This is a genomic window from Aeromonas sp. S16(2024), from assembly GCF_041403065.1.
Classification (GTDB): Bacteria; Pseudomonadota; Gammaproteobacteria; order Enterobacterales; family Aeromonadaceae; genus Aeromonas.
Genome location: NZ_JBGLQX010000004.1, coordinates 116,576 through 135,767 on the forward strand (window position 1 = coordinate 116,576; position 19,192 = coordinate 135,767).

The window sequence follows — 19,192 nt, forward strand, 5'->3', positions numbered from 1 at the left end:
CGCAATAATGCTTTATCATTGCCGGCTAACATAAAGCAATGACATGCAATGTCAACTCGATGGATCCTGACATAAAATGCATGCCCTGAATCAACCGTTTTTACTACGGATTGCGCGAGCCCTTCACATGACAAAATGGACACTGGGGTCTTCTTATCCCATCGCCCTGACCATCAGCCTTGTTCCTGCCCTGAGCCCGTTCACGGTGCAGGCGGCGCCCCTCAACGCGCCACCGGCCACCGGGATCCTCAACAGCCTCTGCTATGACTATGTCCCCAAGGTCGAGAAACCCAGCGCGAGTCAGGACGCCAATGCCCAGCCCGTCGAGGTGGATGCCGATCGCCTGGAGGCCAAGCAGGGTGGCACCGCCGTCTATGAGGGTGACGTCAAGGTGCGTCAGGGCGTGCGCAAATTTGATTCCGACTATGCCCAGCTCGATCAGAAGAGCCGGGATGTCATCGCCATCGGCAACATCTATTACAACGATGGCCAGATCACTGTCACCAGCGACAAGACCCTCAAATCCAACCTGGACACCAAGAACTCCGAGCTGGAAGAGGGCAAGTATCAGGTGCATGGTTCACCGGTGCGCGGCTTCGCCGAAAAAGTGACCATGACCAACAACAACCAGAACATCACCCTGGAGGGGGCCCAGTACACCACCTGCCCTCCTGGCCAGGAGGCCTGGACCCTGAAAGCCGGCAGCATCGACATCGATCAGGCCGAGGTGTTCGGGGAAGCCTGGAACGCCAGCCTCTGGCTCTATGACTATCCGGTGTTCTATTTCCCCTATATCAACTTCCCCATCAAGGATGAGCGCAAGACGGGCCTGCTCTACCCGGGCTATACCCAAAGCTCCAAGAACGGCATGGACATCACCCAGCCGTTCTACTGGAACATAGCCCCCAACTACGACTCGACCATCACCTCCCGCTTCATGGACAGACGAGGCCTGATGGAGCAGGTCGAGTTCCGCTACATGCCGGACCCGGCCCACGTGGGCAGCCTCTATTTCGAAAATCTGGCGGATGACAAGCAGTACGACGAGACGGACAGCCTCAATGATTACCTGTCCGATGGGCACCGCTACCTGCTCAACGCCCGCCACACCTCCATGTTCATGGACAATGCCCTGCGAGTGTCGGTGGACTACACCAAGGTGCGGGACCGGGACTACAACTACTTCAACGACTTCTCACCCAAGGTGGGTACCCAGGTCGACAATCAGTTGCAGCAGTCCCTCACGGCCGGCTACTTCCAGCAGAGCTGGAACCTCAATGCCGAGGTGCGCACCTACCAGATACTGCTGGCAAGCGCCCAGCAACCCCACGAGCTGATGCCGCGCATCAACCACAACTACTACCAGCAGGGCAACTGGTACGATCTGGCCTGGAACACAGAGCTGACCAACTTTGGCTACAACAACGACCAGGCCATCGAGCAGAACCAGGGAGAAGCCTATACCGGCACTCGTGTCCACACGGCGCCCACCCTGACCATACCGCTCATCGACGAGGCGGGCTACTTCCTCGACAGCCAGTACAAGCTGATGTACACCCGTTACGATCAGACGGTGCCGGATGACATGAGCAGCACCTTCAAAAACAGGTTCACTCCGCAGGGCGGGGGGGGCGTCACCCTGGACGAGGGCATCATCACCCGGGTGCTGCCTTCGTTTCGCCTCAAGGGCGGCATGACCTTCGAGCGCAACCAGCAGTGGTTCGGCGAAGGGGCCAGCCAGACCCTGGAGCCCGAGTTCCAGTACCTCTATGTGCCCTACAAGGATCAGGACAACATAGGTGTCTACGATTCCACCACCATGCGCCAGGACTACTACAGCCTGTTCAGCGATCGCCGCTTCGCCGGCCTGGATCGCATCAGCGACTCCAACCGGCTCTCGGTCGGCGTCACTACCCGCATCTATGATCCGGCTGGCGATGAACGAATCCGGCTGGCCGTTGCCCAAGCCTTCGACTTCGTGGCGCCCAGGGTCAAGCTCTACTCCAGCGACGCGCTGAGCACCAATACCCGCTCTCCGCTCTCGTTCGAGGGGGACGCCAAGATCAACGAGCAGTGGTATGCCCATGCGGGGGCACAATATGATCTGGAGCAGCGCGAGATAAGCTCCTCCAACAGCGCCCTGGAGTACCGCCACGAGAAGCTGATCAGCCAGGTGAGCCACCGCTTCGTGCGGGACGCCAACTACGACCTGGATCGCAAGGGCGAGGTGACGGATCTCAACCAGATCGGCCTGCTGTTGACCACACCGCTGAGCGATCAGTGGCACCTCTATGGCGGCTACTATCAGGAGCTCGACCAGAACGTCAAAGTTGACCGCAAGGTGGGTCTGAAATATGACTCCTGCTGCTGGAGCATCAACTTCAACCTGGAGTGGGTCAATACACCGGACAACGTGAACCTGGCCCCGACGTCCGAGCGCAGCCTCGGCATTCAATTTGAAATGAAAGGATTGGGTAGCGTGGGTACCGGCTCCAAGGGCACCTCCCTGGATACCGAAGCACTGCCTTACATTCGTCCGTTTAACCTGCGAGACCAATAACGGGTCTGGCAAACGCCTTGAGAGATGGATATGAAGAAGACGTTGATTTCCCTGCTGACCGCAGGCCTGTTTGGAGTCATGAGCCAGGGTGCCCTCGCCGCACCCGAGCTGGTGGACAAGGTGCTTGCCGTGGTCAACAAGGACGTGGTGCTGGCCAGTCAGCAGGAAGCCCTGGTGCAGAAGGTAAAGGCCTCCGCCCAGGAGAGCGGCCAATCCCTGCCCGATGACGTCACCCTGCGCAAGCAGGCGCTGGACCGGCTGATCCAGGAGAGCCTGCAGCTGCAACTGGCGGATCGCCAGGGGCTCAAGATCAGCGATACCCAGCTGGAGCAAGCCATCCAGAGCATCGCCGCCGACAACAAGATGAATCTGGAGCAGCTGCGTGCCCAGCTCGAGCGGGAAGGGCTGACCTATGCCCAGTACCGGGAGGAGGTGCGCCGCGAGATCCTGATGAACGAGGTGCGCCGCAGCCAGGTTCGCCGCCGCATCAACATCTCCGAGCAGGAGGTGAAGCAGGTGGTCGAGGCCCTGAGCAAGCAGGGTCAGCAGCAGACCGAATACCATGTCGGCCACATCCAGGTTGCCCTGCCTGACAACCCGAGCGCCGAACAGCTCAACGCCGCCAAGGCCAAGATAGAGCGCATCCTTGCCGCCCTGAAGGAAGGGGCAGATTTCCGCAAGCTGGCCATCGCCGAGAGCAACGGTCCCAAGGCCCTGGAAGGGGGTGACTGGGGCTGGATGAGCCCGCAGGAGATGCCCACTCTCATGGCCGAGGCGGTGCAGGGCGCCAGCAAGGGTGACATAGTCGGCCCGCTGCGCTCGGGCGCCGGTCTGCACATCGTCAAGATCTTCGACACCAAGGGTCAGCAGCAAGTGATGCAGACCGAGGTGAAGGCACGCCACATCCTGATCAAGCCCTCCATCATCCTCTCCGAGGAGAAGGCCAAGGGGACCCTGGACGGCATCTTGCACGACATCAAGAGCGGCAAGGCCAGCTTCGCCAGCATGGCAGAGAAGTACTCCGAGGATCCGGGCTCTGCGGTGCAGGGTGGCGAGCTGGGCTGGTCCGATCCCAACGTCTATGTGCCGGAGTTCCGCGACATGGTCAACCGTCTGCAACCGGGTCAACTCAGCGAGCCCTTCCGCACCAGCCACGGCTGGCACATAGTGCAGCTGGAAGATCGCCGCAGCCAGGATGCCACCGGCAAGGCCCAGGAACAGCGCGCCTATCAGCTCATCTTCAACCGCCGCTTCACCGAAGAGTCCCAGGCCTGGCTGGATGAGCTGCGCGACGAAGCCTACATCCAGATCGAACCCAATTAATGGGCGACGAGCAGATGAACAGCCATCGTCTTGCCATCACCCCGGGTGAGCCCGCCGGCATAGGCCCGGATCTGGTGCTGCAGATAGCCCAACGGGATTGGCCGCACCAGCTGGTGGTGATCGCCGACCCGGCGCTGCTGCGCGAGCGCGCCGCCCTGCTGGGGCTGCCCATCGAGCTGGAACCCTATGATGCCGCTGCCCCCGTGAGGGGTCAGCGGGCGGGAACCCTGACGGTGTGTCCCGTTCCCCTCGGCGCCCCCGTGGTGCCGGGCGAACTCGACGAGGGCAATGGCGCCTATGTGCTGGCCACCCTGCAGCGCGCCTGCGACGGCAACCTGAGCGGCGAGTTCGCCGCCGTGGTGACAGGGCCTGTGCACAAGGGGATCATCAACCAGGCGGGCGTCTCTTTCAGCGGCCACACCGAATTCTTCGCCCAGCAGTCAGACACCGCCGACGTGGTGATGCTGCTGGCCACCGAAGGGCTGCGGGTGGCGCTGGCGACCACCCACATTCCCCTCGCCTACGTGGCCATGGCCATCACGCAGGAGCGCCTTGCCAAGGTGATCCGCATCCTGGATGCGGATCTCAAGGGCAAGTTCGGCATAGCACACCCCAGAATTTACGTCTGCGGCCTCAACCCCCATGCCGGGGAAGGGGGCCATCTCGGCCGTGAAGAGATCGACGTGATCGAACCCACCCTGGCCAGTCTGCGCCAGGAAGGGATAGATCTGGTCGGCCCCTTGCCGGCCGATACCCTGTTCCAGGAGAAATACCTCAAGGATGCGGATGCGGTACTCGCCATGTACCACGACCAGGGGCTGCCAGTGCTCAAATACAAGGGCTTTGGCAACTCGGTCAACATCACCCTCGGACTTCCTTTCATCCGTACTTCGGTGGATCACGGCACAGCGCTGGATCTGGCAGGCAAGGGCCTGGCGGACTCGGGCAGCCTGATCACCGCGATTAACCACGCCATCCAGATGGTAGAGAAAAAAAGATATGAGCAGTAAGGTGCAGAGCAACAAGGTGCACATGGGCCACACGGCCCGTAAGCGTTTCGGTCAGAACTTCTTGCACGACCGTTACGTGATCGACCAGATAGTCGCCGCCATCAACCCGCAGCCGGGTCAGAACCTGGTGGAAATCGGCCCGGGTCTGGCCGCGCTGACCGAACCGGTCGCCTCCCAGATGGACAAGATGACGGTGGTCGAGCTTGACCGGGATCTGGCGGCTCGCCTGCGCGAGCACCCGACCCTCAAGGACAAGTTGACGGTGATCGAGGCCGACGCCATGCGCTTCGACTTCGGCACCCTGATGGGGGAAGGCAAACCGCCCCTGCGCATCTTCGGCAACCTGCCCTACAACATCTCCACCCCGCTCATCTTCCACCTGTGCGAGTTCGCCGACCGGGTCGAAGACATGCACTTCATGCTGCAAAAGGAAGTGGTATTGCGGATGTGCGCAGGCCCGGGCAGCAAGGCCTATGGCCGCCTGAGCGTCATGGTCCAGTACTACTGCCAGGTGATCCCGGTGCTGGAAGTGGGCCCTGGCGCCTTCAAACCGGCCCCCAAGGTGGACTCGGCCGTGGTGCGACTGGTGCCACACAAGAACCCGACCATTGTCGCGAAAGACCTCCGCTGCCTGAGCCGGGTCTGCACCGAGGGCTTCGGCCAGCGTCGCAAGACCATCCGCAACAGCTTCTCCAACTTCATCACTGACGCTCAGCTGACCGAGCTTGGCATAGATGGCAACCTGCGCCCGGAGAACCTCTCCCTCGAGCAGTTCGTCAAGATAGCCAACTGGCTGGCCGATCAGCAGCAGGCCTGATCCCATGGCATCCCCCCGGATAGTGGTTCGCCCGCACCCCAGCTATGTGGCGGGCACCGAGGATCCCTACCATTTTCTCTATCTCATCGAGATAGAGAATCTGGGACCGGGCATGGTGCAGCTGCTGCATCGGCGCTGGCTCATCACGGATGCCAATGGCAAGATGCTGGAAGTGGAAGGTCCAGGGGTCGTGGGCGAGCAGCCCTTCATCGCCCCCGGCGAGACCTTCACCTATCAGAGTGGCGTCCCGCTCCCCACCCCCTTCGGCGTGATGGAAGGCAGTTACACCCTGCAAGACGAATCGGGGCAGCAGTTTGAGGCCCCCATAGCCCCTTTCACACTGGCCATTCCCAACATTATCAACTGAGGTTTCATGGCGAATTGTTTCGTCGGTGATATCCAGGGCTGCTACGACGATCTGCGCCGTCTGCTGGATCTTGCCGAATTCGACCCCGACAACGACACCCTCTGGCTGTGCGGCGACCTGGTCGCACGCGGGCCGGACTCTCTCAACACCCTGCGTTTCGTCAAGTCACTGGGAAGCCGCGCCGTGACCGTGCTCGGCAACCACGATCTGCACCTGCTGGCAGTGGCTCATGGGGTCGCCCCCCTCAAGAAGAAAGACAAGCTGCAGGACCTGATGGAGGCCCCGGATCGGGACGAGCTGCTGGAGTGGCTGCGCCACCGCCCGCTGCTGGCGGAGCACCCGGCTCTGCCCATCATGATGGTCCATGCCGGTCTCTCTCCGGCCTGGGATGCCCACACGGCACGCAGCTGCGCCCGCGAGGTGGAGACGCTGCTGCGCGGCGATCAGTACAGCTGGCTGCTGCACAACATGTATGGCGATCAGCCCGATAGCTGGGACGAAAATCTGCTGGGGATAGAGCGCTATCGCTACATCATCAACAGCTTCACCCGGATGCGCTTCTGCTACTTCGATGGCCGACTCGACTTCAAGTGCAAGAAGGGGCCCACCGAGTCCACCCCCGGCCTGCGCCCCTGGTTCGAGCAGCGGGAGCACCACGTGGACGATCCCATACTGGTGTTCGGCCACTGGGCGGCCCTGATGGGGGCCACCGGCAAGGCGGACATCAAGGCGCTGGACACCGGCTGCGTCTGGGGCAACAGCCTCACCCTCTGGCGCTACGAAGACGATGCCCTGATAGCGACCCCCTGCCCCGCTTACGCCAAATAAGCCGTCGGTGCAGCCGCCCAGCCTGCACCGAATTAGGCGATAGACGGACAATAAAACGGGCCCGGCATTGCCGGGCCCGTGCCTTATGGGGTGAGGTCGTGGCTTACAGCTTGCGCCCCAGCCGCTTCTCGACCTGGCGCCGCTCCCAGTCTGGCCCGAACAACTTGAATGGCTGAAACAGGTTGATGGCGTGGGAGATCAGGCCCAGCCCCCAGCCCAGCATGGGCCACCAGGCCCAGATATAGTCCGGGTTGCTCAGGTAGTTGATGACAAACAGCCCCCCTATCACCAGCACATAGCTGATGAGGTGGCCGTAGAAGCCTTTGAGCCCTTCGACAAACTTCATCGCCTCCCGCTCATCCCTGGCCACATGCACCGTCCCCTGACTATCTGTCTCGTTCCCTTTCATCTCGCACTCCTGCAGTTGAGTCACATCGAGCTCAAAGACGGAGGCCAGGGCCTTGAGGGATTCCAGTCCGGGCTGCTGGCCCTGCTCGATCCGCTGTATGGTGCGGACACTCAAGCCAGTCAGGGTCGCCAACTGATCCTGGGACCAACCCCGTTGCAATCTCAACTTCCTGACGATCATCTCGAACTCCTTGTGGTGACTGACAGGGCCAGCATAGGGCCGGTGGGGCCAGAGGTGACACGACAGAGGGCCGACATCTACCTGACTATCCTTTAAAATCAATCAGTTGTAACTAGCTATTGGATTGGTACCTATGCCCGGGCGCACAGACCTGCGCGCCCGCACAGGCCGTCACAGGCTCCGCATCAGCTCGGCGGCGATCTCGAAGGAGCGCAACCTTGCCTGATGATCGACGATGGGGCCGTTGAACATCAGCTCGTCGGCACCGGTTTCGGCCAGCAAGGCCTTGAGGCCGTGGCGCACCTGATCCGGATCCCCCACCAGGGAGCGGGCCAGGGTCTGCTCCATCGCCATCAGCTCCCGGGGTGACCACTCCTCTCCCAGGCTCTGCACCGGCAGCGGCAGCTTGCCGGCATCCCCGCGATAGAGGCGCAGGAACTGCTGCTGGAGCGTGGTGAACAGGAAGCGGGCCTCCCGGGTCGTGTCGGCGGCGATCACATTGATGCAGACCACCGCATAAGGCTTGGGCCAGCGTGCGGAAGGGCGGAACTGGGCGCGGTAGATCTCGAGTGCCTGCAACAGCAGGCCGGGGGCAAAGTGGGAGGCAAAGCCGAACGGCAACCCCATGGCGGCCGCCAGCTGGGCGCTGTAGAGGCTGGAACCCAACAGCCAGATCGGCACGTGCAGCCCCTGACCGGGTACCGCCTGCACGGCGCCGACCTCGTCACCGAAGTAACCCATCAGCTCGCGCACGTCCGCAGGAAAGTCATCCACCTCGCCGCTGCGCTGGCGGCGCAGCGCCTGCATGGTGCGCTGATCGGTGCCGGGCGCGCGGCCAAGACCGAGATCGATGCGATCCGGGTAGAGAGAAGCCAGCGTGCCGAACTGCTCGGCGATCACCAGGGGGGAGTGGTTCGGCAGCATGATGCCGCCGGCCCCCAGCCGCAGAGTGCTGGTGGCACCGGCCAGATGGCCGATGAGCACAGAGGTGGCGGCACTTGCGATCCCCGGCATGTTGTGGTGCTCCGCCAGCCAATAGCGGTGATAACCCCAGCGCTCGGCATGGCGGGCCAGATCCTGCGAATAACGAAACGACTCGGCCGGCTGGCTCCCTTCGGGGACGGGCACCAGATCCAGGACGGAATAGGGGATGGCAGACATGGGACACTCCATTGATTCACAGGCGATTCACCAGTGGAGCAATGTAGCACGAGATATCTGAATGAATCACGCGACCAGGCTGCCGGGGTAACCACCCACCCGGGCAGTGCAAAGCGGGACGCCGGAAGATAACGGCTACTCTTCCCCCCTCCTCCTCCTATGCTTTTTGTCATCTAACGAGCACACTGTTAGCAGATCATCGCGGGGAGCGCCCGCAGGACAAGGACAGGTCCATGACAAAAGCAAGCCTCGGCAGCAAGCCCTTTTACGTGCACATTGCCACCCTCTTCATCCTGCTGTTCTCCGTGCTGGGGGGCGCCCTCATCCTGCTGCAGTTTCAACAGGGCATGCAGCAGGGGCTGGAGCACGAACGGCAAAACTTCCAGCAGTACAGGGAACAACTGGCGCTCGCCATCAAGTTGAACCAGCGCCCGGCCCGCATGTCCCTGAGCCTGCTGCGCAGTGGTCAGCTGGCCGCCATGACCAGCCTGGAGTCCCGCCTCGGCTACCTGCCACAGCTGGCCGAGGTGTTGGCCAACAGCGCCAGCTATGGTGCCATCTACGCCGGTTACGAGAACGGCGACTTCTTCCTGGTGCGCAAGCTGACCAAACGGGCCAGGGGGTTGCTGGACAGCCCCCCTCCCGGAAGCCACCTGCTGGTGCAGAGCCTGAGTCAGGGCCGGGGAGAGTTCCTCTATTTCAACCAGCGCCTGCGGCTGCTGGAGCGGCGGCCCATGCCTGACTACCAGTTCGATCCTCGCGATCGCGGCTGGTACAAGGAGGCCCGCTGGGGCACGGGCATCATAGTGACCCACCCCTATCTCTTCTTCACCACCAAGGAGCCGGGCATGACGCTGGCGGTGGAGAGCGACGATCGCCGGGCGGTGATCGGGCTGGATGCCGGCGTGGAGGGGCTCTCCTCCCTCATCGGCGAGCTGCCCCTGCCCAGCCACTGCCAGCTGGTGCTGTTCGACGAGTTCGGCACCCTGCTGGCAACGGACCCCAAGCGGCTGCCCAGCTTCGAGCAGCTGAGTCGCCTGCCCATGCTGTCGGCGATCAAGCACCCCATACTGGCCAAGCTGCAACAGGAGATGGCCTCCAGGCCCGCCCTGCTGCATGCGCCGACCGAGCTGACCCTGGCCGCCGAGGATGGCCGCGACTGGCTGGTCAACCTCTCCTCCCTCGACGGGGACTCCCCCTTCTATCTGGCCCTGCTGGTACCGGCGGACGAGCTCACAGCGCCGGCCCGCCAAGATGCCCTGCGCAACCTGGCCTGGGCATGTGCCGGCTTGCTGCTGCTGCTGCCGGTCATCTGGCTGGTGGCGAGGCGCACCGCCGCCCCCTTGCTGGCGCTGACGCAAGAGGCAGAGCGGATCCAGCACTTCGACTTCGGCGAGAGTAAACGGCCAGACTCGGCGATCCGCGAGATCGACGATCTCGCCCGCGCCATGTCCAGCATGCGGCTGACCCTGGGCAACTTCATGAGCATGGGTCTGGCGCTGGCGGCCGAGCACCGCTTCGATTCCCTGCTCAACCGCATACTGCACGAAACGGTGGCGGCGGCCCAGGCGGAGGGCGGCTGCCTCTATCTGGCCCAGGACAGGCAGATGAAGGCGGTTCAGGCCATCTGGCAACGGCAGCCCCTGGATTGTGGGCGGGTGCAGTGGCAGGAGTCCCTGCTCGGCGGCCTCTATCATACCGAGCGGCTCAGCCTGCCCCTCGACGCCGAACAGTGGTCGCGCTACCTCGCCGACTGGGGCCCCTTCCCCGGTCCCCGCCAGCTGCTTGCCGAGCCCCTCTACAACCACCGCCAGGAGTTGATCGGCTGCCTGTTGCTGATCCTGCCGGACTGCGCACCACGGGAGCTGGCGTCGCGCATCAGCCTCATCGCGGCGCTGGCGGGCATGTCCGCCTCCGCCATCGAGAATCAGCGTCTGCTGGAGGAGCAAAAGCAGTTGCTGGAGGCCTTCATCGAGCTCATCGCCGGCGCCATCGACGCCAAGAGCCCCTACACCGGAGGCCACTGCCAGCGCGTGCCCGAACTGACCCGGATGCTGACGGAGGCGGCCTGCGCCCAGCAGCGGGGCCCCTTTGGCGACTTTACTCTCAGCGACGAGGAGTGGGAGGCCATCCATATCGCGAGCTGGCTGCACGACTGCGGCAAGGTCACCACGCCGGAGTTTGTGGTGGACAAGGCCACCAAGCTGGAGACCATCTACGACAGGATCCACGAGATCCGCACCCGCTTCGAGGTGCTCAAGCGCGACGCCCATATAGAGGCATTGGCGGCCCGGCTGCCCGCCTCCGAACAGCAGGCAGCCCTCGAGGCCGTGACCCCGACCTGGCAGGTGTTGGATCAGGAGTTCGCCTTCGTCGCCGAGTGCAACCTGGGGGGCGAGTGGATGGCACCGGAAAAACTGGCACGGCTCGATGCCATCGCCAGCCGCACCTGGCTGCGCACCCTGGATGATCGCCTCGGCGTCAGCCCGGAGGAGCGCAAGCGCCACCCCGACGAGCCAACCCCGCTGCCGTGCCGCGAGCCGCTGCTGGCCGACAAGCCGGTGCACCTGATTCCCCGCCCCGCCCACGACAACCTGGCCAGGCACAATCCCTGGGGCTTCAAGGTCAGGGTCCCCACCCATCTCTACAACCGGGGGGAGCATTACAACCTCGCCATCGGCCGTGGCACCCTCACCGAGGAGGAGCGCTACAAGATCAACGATCACATCATCCAGACCATCCGTATGCTGGAGCGGCTCCCCTTCCCCCGTCACCTGCGCAAGGTGCCGGAGATCGCAGGGGGCCACCACGAGCGGATGGACGGCACCGGCTACCCGCGCCGGCTGCTGGGTGAGCAGATGAGCATCCCCGCCCGCATCATGGCCATCGCCGACATCTTCGAGGCCCTGACCGCGAGCGATCGTCCCTACAAGTCGGGCAAGACGGTCTCCCAGTCCCTGACCATCATGCTGCGCATGGTGCAGGAGCGGCACATAGACGGGGCGCTCTTTGATCTCTTCCTCGACAGCGGCGTCTGGCGGGACTATGCCCTGCGCTTCCTCGCCCCAGAGCAGCTGGATGAGGCAGCCTGTCAGGCCCTGCTGGCGGGGCCGCGCTAGCCGCGTCCTCCCGCGCGCCCAATAAAAAACGGTCAACCTAGGTTGACCGTTTTTCATCTCCAGGCTGCCCCTTAGAACAGCAGGTGCGCCACGCCGGCGATGACCGGCAGGGTGACCAGGGTGCGCAGCAGGAAGATGACGAACAGCTCCCACAGCTTGACCGGGATCTTGCTGCCCAGCAGCAGGGCGCCCACTTCCGACATATAGATGAGCTGGGTCACCGACATGGCGGCGATCACGAAGCGGGTGATGTCGCTCTCTATGGTCGAGGCCAGCACAGCCGGAATGAACATGTCGGCGAAGCCCACCATGATGGTCTTGGACGCGGCCTCGGCCTCCGGCAGTTGCAGCAGCTCCAGCAAGGGCACGAAGGGGGCACCCAGCCAGTTGAAGATGGGGGTATGCTCGGCCAGCATCAGGGCGCAGGTCCCGATCGCCATCACCACGGGCAGCACGCCAAACACCATGTCCAGGGCGTTCTTCACCCCTTCCCGCACCACGGCGCCAAGATCGGTGACACTCTCAGCCTTGGTCAGTGCTCGCTCGTAGCCATAGCTCATGACGCTGTGCTGATGGGGCACGGACTCCTGCTTGCGGCACAGGGGTGTGCCGTCGCTGTAGACATCCTTCTTCCAGGAGAGCGGCGGCAGGCGCGGCACCACTATGGCAGCCACCACGCCGGCCAGGCAGACGGTCAGGTAGAAGGGAACGAACATGTGCTCCAGCTTCACCTGGGAGATCACCACCAGACAGAAGGTGATAGAGACGGCGGAGAAGGTGGTGCCGATGACGGCGGCTTCACGCTGGGTGTAGAACTTGCCCTCGTACTGCTTGCTGGTCAGCAGGATGCCGACACTACCATCGCCGAGCCAGGAGGCGAAGCAATCCACCGCGGAGCGACCGGGCAGGCGGAACACAGGGCGCATGATGCGGGTCATCATGGTGCCGACAAACTCCAGCAGACCGAAATCCAGCAGCAGCGGCAGCAGCAAGCCGGCGAAGATGAAGACGGAGAACAGCACCGGCAGCAGATCGTGCAGCACCAGGCCACCGGTCGCCCCGGAACGCAGCACCTCGGGACCGGCCTCGAAGAAGGTCAGCAGCACGAAGAGGCCCCCTAGCACCCGCACGCAGGCCCAGAAGGGGGAGACGTTGAACAGGCTGTTGAGGAAGGGGCGTCTCACCAGGATCGCCGGCTTGAACAACCAGGCGATCACCGTCATCAGCATGGTGGTGGTAATGATGGCGCTGACCATGGCCACCAGATAGTCGGCGAACACCGTCTGTACCAGCTTCGCCAGCACGGCGACGGGGATGGTGACATTGCCGTCATAGATGACGGGGGTCATGAACAGCAGGATCCCGATGAGGGACGGGATCAAAAACATCAGCACATTGCGGCGAGTACGGATCGCCGGTGCCTGCAGGGTCTTTTCCAACATGATAGACAGCCTTAAATATGACTTTTCCTTCAGCCAGGCAGCCTGCATATTCATGCCCTCGCCCGGCAAACGGGCGCAAGAATAACCTAAAAAACTGCACAAACAAGCTTTTAATGGATTATTTCAAGCATAAATATTTTATCAGGCGAACCATCCATAAGAACGAACCAAAACAGTCATGCATATCAATTCAATATGACAGGTTAGCATAATGTTTCAAATTGGTTACATTCAGGGGCGCAGTATAATCCGTTGCGGTTGGCAGGCAATAAGTAGCATGAGAAATATATCTATATGGTGATCCCGTCGATCCTCCCATAAAAAAACCGGAGCCTGTCGGGGCTCCGGTCTTGTCACGAAAGAGAGTCTCAGTCGCGTACGTAGATCACTTCGACGCCGTCGTCATCTTCGTCATCCCAGTCGTCGTCATCGTCCAGCGCCTCATCGAAGGCCTTGGAGGCCGCCAGGGCTTCCGCCTCGGCCTGGGCCAGCTGGTTCTTGTGGTAGTCGTCCCACTTGAACTCGACCTTCTCGATGGCGGCCTTGGCATCGGCTTCCAGCTGACGGGGCATGGTGTCCAGCAGATCCAGGATGTCGTAGCAGACCTTCTTGGTGCCTTCCTTGCTGATGGCGGTGATCTGGTAGACAGGGCCTTCGTAAGCCAGCGCAGCCTTGACTCTGTCCATCACTTCCTGGGCTTCTTCTTCCAGGATCAGATCCATCTTGTTGAACACCAGCCAGCGCGGCTTGCCTGCCAGCTCGGGGCTGTACTTCTCCAGCTCACGCACTATGGTCACGGCGTTCTCGGCAGGATCCGAGCCATCAACCGGGCAGATGTCCACCAGGTGGATCAGCACGCGGCAACGTTCCAGGTGCTTGAGGAAGCGAATACCGAGGCCGGCGCCTTCGGCGGCACCTTCGATAAGACCCGGGATGTCGGCGATGACGAAGGAGCGGGAGTTCTCCCCACGCACCACGCCCAGGTTCGGCACCAGGGTAGTGAAGGGATAGTCGGCCACTTTCGGGCGGGCGGCAGAGACGGCGCGAATGAAGGTGGACTTGCCCGCATTGGGCAGACCCAGCATGCCGACGTCCGCCAGCAGCAGCAGTTCAAGCTTCAGGGTGCGTACTTCACCCGGAGTGCCGTTGCTCTTCTGATAAGGGGCGCGGTTGACCGAACTCTTGAAGCGGGTGTTGCCGAGGCCGTGGAAACCGCCCTTGGCGACCAGCAGCTTCTGGCCGTGGGTGGTCAGATCCCCCAGCAGTTCACCGGTATCTTCATCGCTGGCGCGGGTACCGACCGGGACGCGCAGGGTGCGATCCTTGCCGCGACGACCGGTACAGTTGGCGCTCTGGCCGTTCTCGCCACGCTCGGCGGCATGGAAACGCTCGAAACGGTAGTCGATCAGGGTGTTCAGGTTCTCGTCGGCGATCAGATAGACATCGCCGCCGTCACCACCGTCACCGCCGTCCGGACCACCGTTCGGGATGTACTTTTCACGGCGAAAGCTCACACAACCGTTACCACCGTCACCGGCATCGACTCGAATCTGGACTTCATCAACAAACTTCATAGGTAACCGTCACCTTAATTCGAAAAACCGATACGCAATTATAGTGGTACAGGCCCCTGCGGGCGATACGCATCTTAGCGATGAATGCCCCGCGCAACACCAGGCACATCTACGTTCCGTTTTTTCGTCAAACTCATCAGAAAAACAAAAGCCCCGCCTGTTGGCGGGGCTTCGGATCCTTGCGGTCCGTAATTACTCAGCAACGATGCTGACGTACTTACGATTCAGCGGACCTTTAACTTCGAACAGGATCTTGCCAGTCGCTTTCGCGTACAGGGTGTGATCAGTGCCCAGGCCAACGTTGGTGCCAGCGTGGAACTTGGTACCACGTTGACGAACGATGATGCTGCCTGCCAGAACTGTTTCGCCGCCGAAACGCTTAACGCCAAGGCGTTTAGCTTCAGAATCGCGACCGTTGCGGGATGAACCGCCAGCTTTTTTATGTGCCATTTATCGGACTCCTCTAATTAAGCGCTGATGCCAGTGATTTTGACTTCAGTGAACCACTGACGGTGGCCCGCTTGCTTACGATGGTGCTTACGACGACGGAACTTGACGATAGTCACTTTCTCGCCACGGCCGTGAGCCACAACTTCAGCTACAACCTTGCCACCTTCAACGAAAGGAGCACCTACTTTAAAAGTGTCGCCTGCAGCAACCATCAGAACTTCGTTGAAGTCGATGGTAGCGCCAGTCTCAACGTTCAGCTTTTCCAGACGAACGATTTGACCTTCGGCCACACGGTGTTGTTTTCCGCCGCTTTGGAATACCGCGTACATTTGATTAACTCCGTAAAGGCGTGTCTTTTGCTCAAGGCCAGACACGCGCAAAAACCTATAACAATGGGCCGGCATTCTACGCAGAACGATTTGCCTAGGCAAGGCCAATTTAGCAAAAAGTTTATTTTGTGCGCATATCTGCCGCCGTGAATAAACGCTTAACTGTAACCCATTGTGAAATCGTGTAGAATCCCCGCCATTGCTAAAAACGCAGTAATTGCTGCCGTCACGTTACGAGACTTATGGACCAACAGACTATCCGTGCGCTCTGTGCCGCCGACATGACGGCGGTCAATGAACTGATCCTGGCCAGACTCCAGTCCGATGTCAGCCTGATCAACCAGCTGGGTTTCTACATTGTCAGTGCAGGCGGAAAACGGATGCGCCCCATGCTGACGGTAATGGCAGCCCGCGCACTGGGGTACCAAGGTCAGGACCATCTCAAGCTCGCCGCCATCATCGAATTCATCCATACCTCTACCCTGCTGCACGACGACGTGGTCGATGAATCCGACCTGCGCCGCGGCCGGGAGACCGCCAATGCGCTGTTCGGGAATGCCGCCAGCGTCCTGGTCGGTGACTACCTCTACAGCCGCTCCTTCCAGATGATGAGCGAGCTCTCCAACTTGCGGGTGATGGAGATACTGTCGGACGCCACCAACACCATCGCCGAGGGGGAAGTGCTGCAGCTGATGAACTGCAACGATCCGGACACCACGGAAGAGAGCTACATGACGGTCATATACTGCAAGACCGCCAAGCTGTTTGAAGCCGCCACCCGCCTCGCCGCCGTGCTGACCCATCAGTCCGAGCCCGTCGAACAGGCCATGACCGACTACGGCAAGTACCTGGGTACCGCCTTCCAGATCATCGACGACGTCATGGACTACTGCTCCCAGAGCGATGATATGGGCAAGAACGTCGGCGACGACCTCGCCGAAGGCAAGCCCACCCTGCCGCTGCTGCGCGCCATGGCCGTGGGCACCCCGGAGGAGCGTCAGCTCATCCGCGACGCCATCGAGCACCGTAACGGCATGGAGCATCTCGAGCGCATCCTGGCCATCCTGGATCGCACAGGAGCCCTGGAGTACTCCCGCGAGCGGGCCCGGGAAGAGGCCGACAAGGCCATTGCCGCCCTCGCCATCCTGCCGGACTCCCAGCACAGACAGGCGCTGGAGACCCTGGCCCAGATGGCGGTACAGCGCAGCGCCTGAACCAGTGTGTCAGCATCAAAGAAAAAGAGGCCATCGGCCTCTTTTTTATGGTCTGCGCTTTGCTCTCAGGCGCTGTCTTGACTGCTCAATGGGCCAGCGCCCAGAGGATGACGGCGCCCGCCACCACCAGACAACCGCCGATACGACGCAACTGCTCCGGTGGCTGATCGCTCATCAGTCTCAGCATCTGCTGCCAGGCCCTCGGCGCCAGCAAGGGGCCCAGCCCCTCGAACAGCAGCAACAGCCCCACTCCCATCAAGATGGCTGTCAGCATGACTCCTCCTGCCCTCTGGGCCCTTATCTCATCAAGCAAAAGGGCCTGAATCATCAGGCCCTTTGGGTTATGGCGCTATGCCTGCTTACTGCTTGTCACCGTGAGGCGACTTGAGGTAGCGGAAGAACTCGCTGTCAGGCTTCAGGACCATGAGGTCGTTGCCGCCGGCAAAGCTCTTGCGATAGGCCTCCATGCTACGCACGAAGCTGAAGAACTCGGGGTCCTTCTTGTAGCTGTCGGCATAGATCCTGGCGGCTTCGGCATCCCCTTCACCACGCAGCTGACGGGCGTTACTCTCGGCATCCGCGATCATGACGGTGACCTTGCGGTCGATGTCGGCACGCAGGATCTCGGCCTGCTCGCGGCCCTGGGAGCGGTGCTCACGAGCTACCGCAGTCCGCTCGGCACGCATCCGCTGATAGATGGAGCTGGAGACTTCCACCGGCAGGTTGATCTGCTTGATGCGCACATCCACCACCTTGATGCCGAGCTCGGAGGAGCGCGCCATCTTCATCAGGGCATCTTCCATCACGGTACTGCGCTCACCGGAGACGATGTCCTTGATGGTGCGGTTACCGATCTCGGAACGCAGACCGTTGTTGATCTTGCGCTTGAGCAGGTCTTCGGCCTGGATCTTGTTGCCACCACCGGTTGCCAGGTAGTACTTGGAGAAGTCCTCGATCTTCCACTTCACGTAGGAGTCGATGATGAGGTCTTTCTTCTCGGAGGTGACGAAGCGATCCGCCTGGCCTTCCAGGGTCTGGATGCGGGCATCCATCTTGCGTACCTGATCGATGAGCGGCACCTTGAAGTGCAGACCCGGCTCATAGAGGCGCGGCTCGCCGGAGTCAACCCGCTTCACCTTGCCAAACTGCACCACTATGCCCTTCTGCCCTTCATCGACGATGAAGACGGAAGAGAAGCAGACCATGGCTGCCACAGCGATGACACCAATAGCTATTTTCTTCATCTATTAGTTTCTCCCTGTGCTGAAACGGTCACCGCCACGCAGCGGCGTCGGGGTGGAATTGGCCCCTTCGTTGGACGGCTGAGCCGGCTCCACCGCAGGTGTGCCCGCCGGACGTGCCGGTTGCACCGCATTCGCCTTGCCAGACAGCTTGTCCAATGGCAGGTAGATCATGCTGTTGTTGCCAGCAGGCATGTCGACCAGCACCTTGTTGGCTTGCTGATAGAGCTCTTCCATGGTTTCCAGATAGATACGCTCACGAGTCAACTCGGGGGCGGCCTGATACTGGGGCAGCAGCTCGTTGAAGCGAGCGACTTCACCCTTGGCCTTCAGCACTATCTGGGACTTGTAACCTTCGGCTTCCTGTTCCAGACGCTTGACCGAGCCGCGGGCTTTTGGCTCCACTTCACGGGCATAGGCTTCCGCTTCACGGATGAAGCGCTGCTCATCTTCCTGGGCGGAGATGGCGTCATCGAAGGCGTCCTTCACCTCTTCCGGCGGACGCGCCGGCAGGAAGTTGACGTCCACGATCTGCAGACCCATCTGGTAGGGTTCTATGATGCCGTCGATCACCTGCCAGGTCTCCTGACGGACTTTTTCCCGACCCGTGGTCAGGACATCATCCATCTTGGTGTGACCCACGACGTAGCGCAGGGCGCTGTCGGTGGCCTGGCTCAGACTCTCGTCGGCATTGGTGACGCTGAACAGATACTGCTCGGGATCGACCACGCGGTACTGCACGTCCATCTCGACCCGGACCACGTTCTCGTCCTGGGTCAGCATGAAGCCGGAGGCAGGCAGGGAGCGCACCGATTCCACATCCACCGGGATCACCCGATCGATGAAGGTCGGCTTCCAGCGCAGACCCGGATCCACGTTATGGGAGTACTCCCCAAAACGCAGCACCACGCCCCGCTCGGCTTCGCGAATGGTGTAGAAGCCGCTGACGACCCACACCACCACGGCCACCACCAGAGCGATGGAGAGGCCAAACTTGCCCACATCACCACCCGATTTGCCACCACCGAACAGGCCACCGAAACGACGGCTCACCTTGCGCAGCATTTCATCCAGATCAGGGGGTCCCTGATTCTTGCCGTTGTTCCCCCAAGGGTCACGGTCTTTGCCGTTGTTACCAGGCTCATTCCAAGCCATCAGCGTCTCCATT

Annotated in this window: 17 protein-coding genes; 8 read left to right on the forward strand and 9 right to left on the reverse strand. The window is 61.5% G+C overall.

The genetic code is table 11. The annotated features are described in order from the left end of the window. The first annotated feature begins 127 nt into the window (after window positions 1–127). Genes lptD through ACB030_RS04760 form a run of 6 tightly spaced genes read left to right on the forward strand, consistent with a single transcriptional unit; the run spans window position 128 to window position 6,905 of the window. The gene (lptD, locus tag ACB030_RS04735; protein ID WP_371158440.1) at window positions 128–2,560 is read left to right on the forward strand and encodes an LPS assembly protein LptD; all 2,433 of its coding nucleotides are present in this window, start codon (window positions 128–130) and stop codon (window positions 2,558–2,560) included. A gap of 30 nt (window positions 2,561–2,590) precedes the next feature. Beyond that, a complete protein-coding gene (surA, locus tag ACB030_RS04740; RefSeq protein WP_371158442.1) occupies window positions 2,591–3,883 on the forward strand; it encodes a peptidylprolyl isomerase SurA in 1,293 nt (430 codons plus the stop codon). 14 nt (window positions 3,884–3,897) lie between these two features. Continuing rightward, the gene (pdxA, locus tag ACB030_RS04745) at window positions 3,898–4,893 is read left to right on the forward strand and encodes a 4-hydroxythreonine-4-phosphate dehydrogenase PdxA (protein WP_371158444.1); all 996 of its coding nucleotides are present in this window, start codon (window positions 3,898–3,900) and stop codon (window positions 4,891–4,893) included. Then, complete coding sequence (rsmA, locus tag ACB030_RS04750; RefSeq protein ID WP_371158446.1) at window positions 4,883–5,710, forward strand: 16S rRNA (adenine(1518)-N(6)/adenine(1519)-N(6))-dimethyltransferase RsmA; 828 nt, start codon at window positions 4,883–4,885, stop codon at window positions 5,708–5,710. Before pdxA ends, rsmA begins: the two co-directional genes overlap by 11 nt. A 4-nt stretch (window positions 5,711–5,714) precedes the next feature. Beyond that, entirely contained in the window at window positions 5,715–6,077 is a 363-nt protein-coding gene (apaG, locus tag ACB030_RS04755; RefSeq protein WP_371158448.1) for a Co2+/Mg2+ efflux protein ApaG, read from the forward strand. 6 nt (window positions 6,078–6,083) lie between these two features. After that, complete coding sequence (locus ACB030_RS04760) at window positions 6,084–6,905, forward strand: symmetrical bis(5'-nucleosyl)-tetraphosphatase (RefSeq protein WP_371158450.1); 822 nt, start codon at window positions 6,084–6,086, stop codon at window positions 6,903–6,905. Window positions 6,906–7,008: 103 nt separating this feature from the next. Here the strand turns inward: ACB030_RS04760 and ACB030_RS04765 are convergent, their stop codons facing one another. Next, window positions 7,009–7,494 carry a 2TM domain-containing protein gene (locus ACB030_RS04765; protein ID WP_371158452.1) on the reverse strand — a complete coding sequence of 162 codons (486 nt, stop codon included), beginning with the start codon at window positions 7,492–7,494 and terminating at the stop codon, window positions 7,009–7,011. Between the two features lie 171 nt (window positions 7,495–7,665). Beyond that, window positions 7,666–8,655: a luciferase-like monooxygenase gene (locus ACB030_RS04770; protein WP_371158454.1), complete on the reverse strand. Its 990-nt coding sequence runs from the start codon at window positions 8,653–8,655 to the stop codon at window positions 7,666–7,668. Between the two features lie 233 nt (window positions 8,656–8,888). Between ACB030_RS04770 and ACB030_RS04775 the strand changes: the two genes are divergently transcribed. Next, a complete protein-coding gene (locus ACB030_RS04775) occupies window positions 8,889–11,774 on the forward strand; it encodes an HD domain-containing phosphohydrolase (protein ID WP_371158456.1) in 2,886 nt (961 codons plus the stop codon). 71 nt (window positions 11,775–11,845) lie between these two features. Here ACB030_RS04775 and ACB030_RS04780 read toward each other — a convergent pair whose 3' ends face one another. The 4 genes from ACB030_RS04780 to rplU form a co-directional block, all read right to left on the reverse strand. Further along, window positions 11,846–13,216, reverse strand: a complete 1,371-nt coding sequence (locus tag ACB030_RS04780) for a YjiH family protein (RefSeq protein ID WP_371158458.1) — start codon at window positions 13,214–13,216, stop codon at window positions 11,846–11,848. 368 nt (window positions 13,217–13,584) lie between these two features. Beyond that, window positions 13,585–14,790 (reverse strand): Obg family GTPase CgtA, encoded by a 1,206-nt coding sequence (cgtA, locus tag ACB030_RS04785; RefSeq protein ID WP_371158460.1) that lies wholly within the window; start codon window positions 14,788–14,790, stop codon window positions 13,585–13,587. A 192-nt stretch (window positions 14,791–14,982) separates the two neighbouring features. Then, complete coding sequence (gene rpmA, locus ACB030_RS04790) at window positions 14,983–15,240, reverse strand: 50S ribosomal protein L27 (protein WP_005311678.1); 258 nt, start codon at window positions 15,238–15,240, stop codon at window positions 14,983–14,985. Window positions 15,241–15,257: 17 nt separating this feature from the next. Then, window positions 15,258–15,569, reverse strand: coding sequence for a 50S ribosomal protein L21 (gene rplU, locus ACB030_RS04795; protein ID WP_005304210.1), 312 nt, complete (start codon window positions 15,567–15,569; stop codon window positions 15,258–15,260). A gap of 242 nt (window positions 15,570–15,811) precedes the next feature. Here rplU and ispB point away from each other — a divergent pair, with 242 nt between their 5' ends. After that, a complete protein-coding gene (gene ispB / locus ACB030_RS04800) occupies window positions 15,812–16,783 on the forward strand; it encodes an octaprenyl diphosphate synthase (protein ID WP_371158463.1) in 972 nt (323 codons plus the stop codon). Window positions 16,784–16,868: 85 nt separating this feature from the next. On the opposite strand, the gene ACB030_RS04805 is transcribed toward ispB, so the two are convergent. The 3 genes from ACB030_RS04805 to hflK all read right to left on the reverse strand — a co-directional run bounded on the left by ACB030_RS04805 (window position 16,869) and on the right by hflK (window position 19,179). Next, window positions 16,869–17,057 (reverse strand): DUF2065 family protein, encoded by a 189-nt coding sequence (locus ACB030_RS04805; RefSeq protein ID WP_025328123.1) that lies wholly within the window; start codon window positions 17,055–17,057, stop codon window positions 16,869–16,871. Between the two features lie 85 nt (window positions 17,058–17,142). Next, window positions 17,143–18,027, reverse strand: a complete 885-nt coding sequence (hflC, locus tag ACB030_RS04810; RefSeq protein WP_025328124.1) for a protease modulator HflC — start codon at window positions 18,025–18,027, stop codon at window positions 17,143–17,145. 3 nt (window positions 18,028–18,030) lie between these two features. Beyond that, window positions 18,031–19,179, reverse strand: a complete 1,149-nt coding sequence (gene hflK / locus ACB030_RS04815; protein ID WP_371158465.1) for an FtsH protease activity modulator HflK — start codon at window positions 19,177–19,179, stop codon at window positions 18,031–18,033. Window positions 19,180–19,192: the final 13 nt, after the last annotated feature.

What these genes read in the sequence shown, in the direction of transcription:
- lptD (WP_371158440.1), top strand. Translation starts at nt 128, where the DNA reads ATGACAAAATGGACACTGGGGTCTTCTTATCCCATCGCCCTGACCATC.
- surA (WP_371158442.1), top strand. Translation starts at nt 2,591, where the DNA reads ATGAAGAAGACGTTGATTTCCCTGCTGACCGCAGGCCTGTTTGGAGTC.
- pdxA (WP_371158444.1), top strand. Translation starts at nt 3,898, where the DNA reads ATGAACAGCCATCGTCTTGCCATCACCCCGGGTGAGCCCGCCGGCATA.
- rsmA (WP_371158446.1), top strand. Translation starts at nt 4,883, where the DNA reads ATGAGCAGTAAGGTGCAGAGCAACAAGGTGCACATGGGCCACACGGCC.
- apaG (WP_371158448.1), top strand. Translation starts at nt 5,715, where the DNA reads ATGGCATCCCCCCGGATAGTGGTTCGCCCGCACCCCAGCTATGTGGCG.
- ACB030_RS04760 (WP_371158450.1), top strand. Translation starts at nt 6,084, where the DNA reads ATGGCGAATTGTTTCGTCGGTGATATCCAGGGCTGCTACGACGATCTG.
- ACB030_RS04765 (WP_371158452.1), bottom strand. Translation starts at nt 7,494, where the DNA reads ATGATCGTCAGGAAGTTGAGATTGCAACGGGGTTGGTCCCAGGATCAG.
- ACB030_RS04770 (WP_371158454.1), bottom strand. Translation starts at nt 8,655, where the DNA reads ATGTCTGCCATCCCCTATTCCGTCCTGGATCTGGTGCCCGTCCCCGAA.
- ACB030_RS04775 (WP_371158456.1), top strand. Translation starts at nt 8,889, where the DNA reads ATGACAAAAGCAAGCCTCGGCAGCAAGCCCTTTTACGTGCACATTGCC.
- ACB030_RS04780 (WP_371158458.1), bottom strand. Translation starts at nt 13,216, where the DNA reads ATGTTGGAAAAGACCCTGCAGGCACCGGCGATCCGTACTCGCCGCAAT.
- cgtA (WP_371158460.1), bottom strand. Translation starts at nt 14,790, where the DNA reads ATGAAGTTTGTTGATGAAGTCCAGATTCGAGTCGATGCCGGTGACGGT.
- rpmA (WP_005311678.1), bottom strand. Translation starts at nt 15,240, where the DNA reads ATGGCACATAAAAAAGCTGGCGGTTCATCCCGCAACGGTCGCGATTCT.
- rplU (WP_005304210.1), bottom strand. Translation starts at nt 15,569, where the DNA reads ATGTACGCGGTATTCCAAAGCGGCGGAAAACAACACCGTGTGGCCGAA.
- ispB (WP_371158463.1), top strand. Translation starts at nt 15,812, where the DNA reads ATGGACCAACAGACTATCCGTGCGCTCTGTGCCGCCGACATGACGGCG.
- ACB030_RS04805 (WP_025328123.1), bottom strand. Translation starts at nt 17,057, where the DNA reads ATGCTGACAGCCATCTTGATGGGAGTGGGGCTGTTGCTGCTGTTCGAG.
- hflC (WP_025328124.1), bottom strand. Translation starts at nt 18,027, where the DNA reads ATGAAGAAAATAGCTATTGGTGTCATCGCTGTGGCAGCCATGGTCTGC.
- hflK (WP_371158465.1), bottom strand. Translation starts at nt 19,179, where the DNA reads ATGGCTTGGAATGAGCCTGGTAACAACGGCAAAGACCGTGACCCTTGG.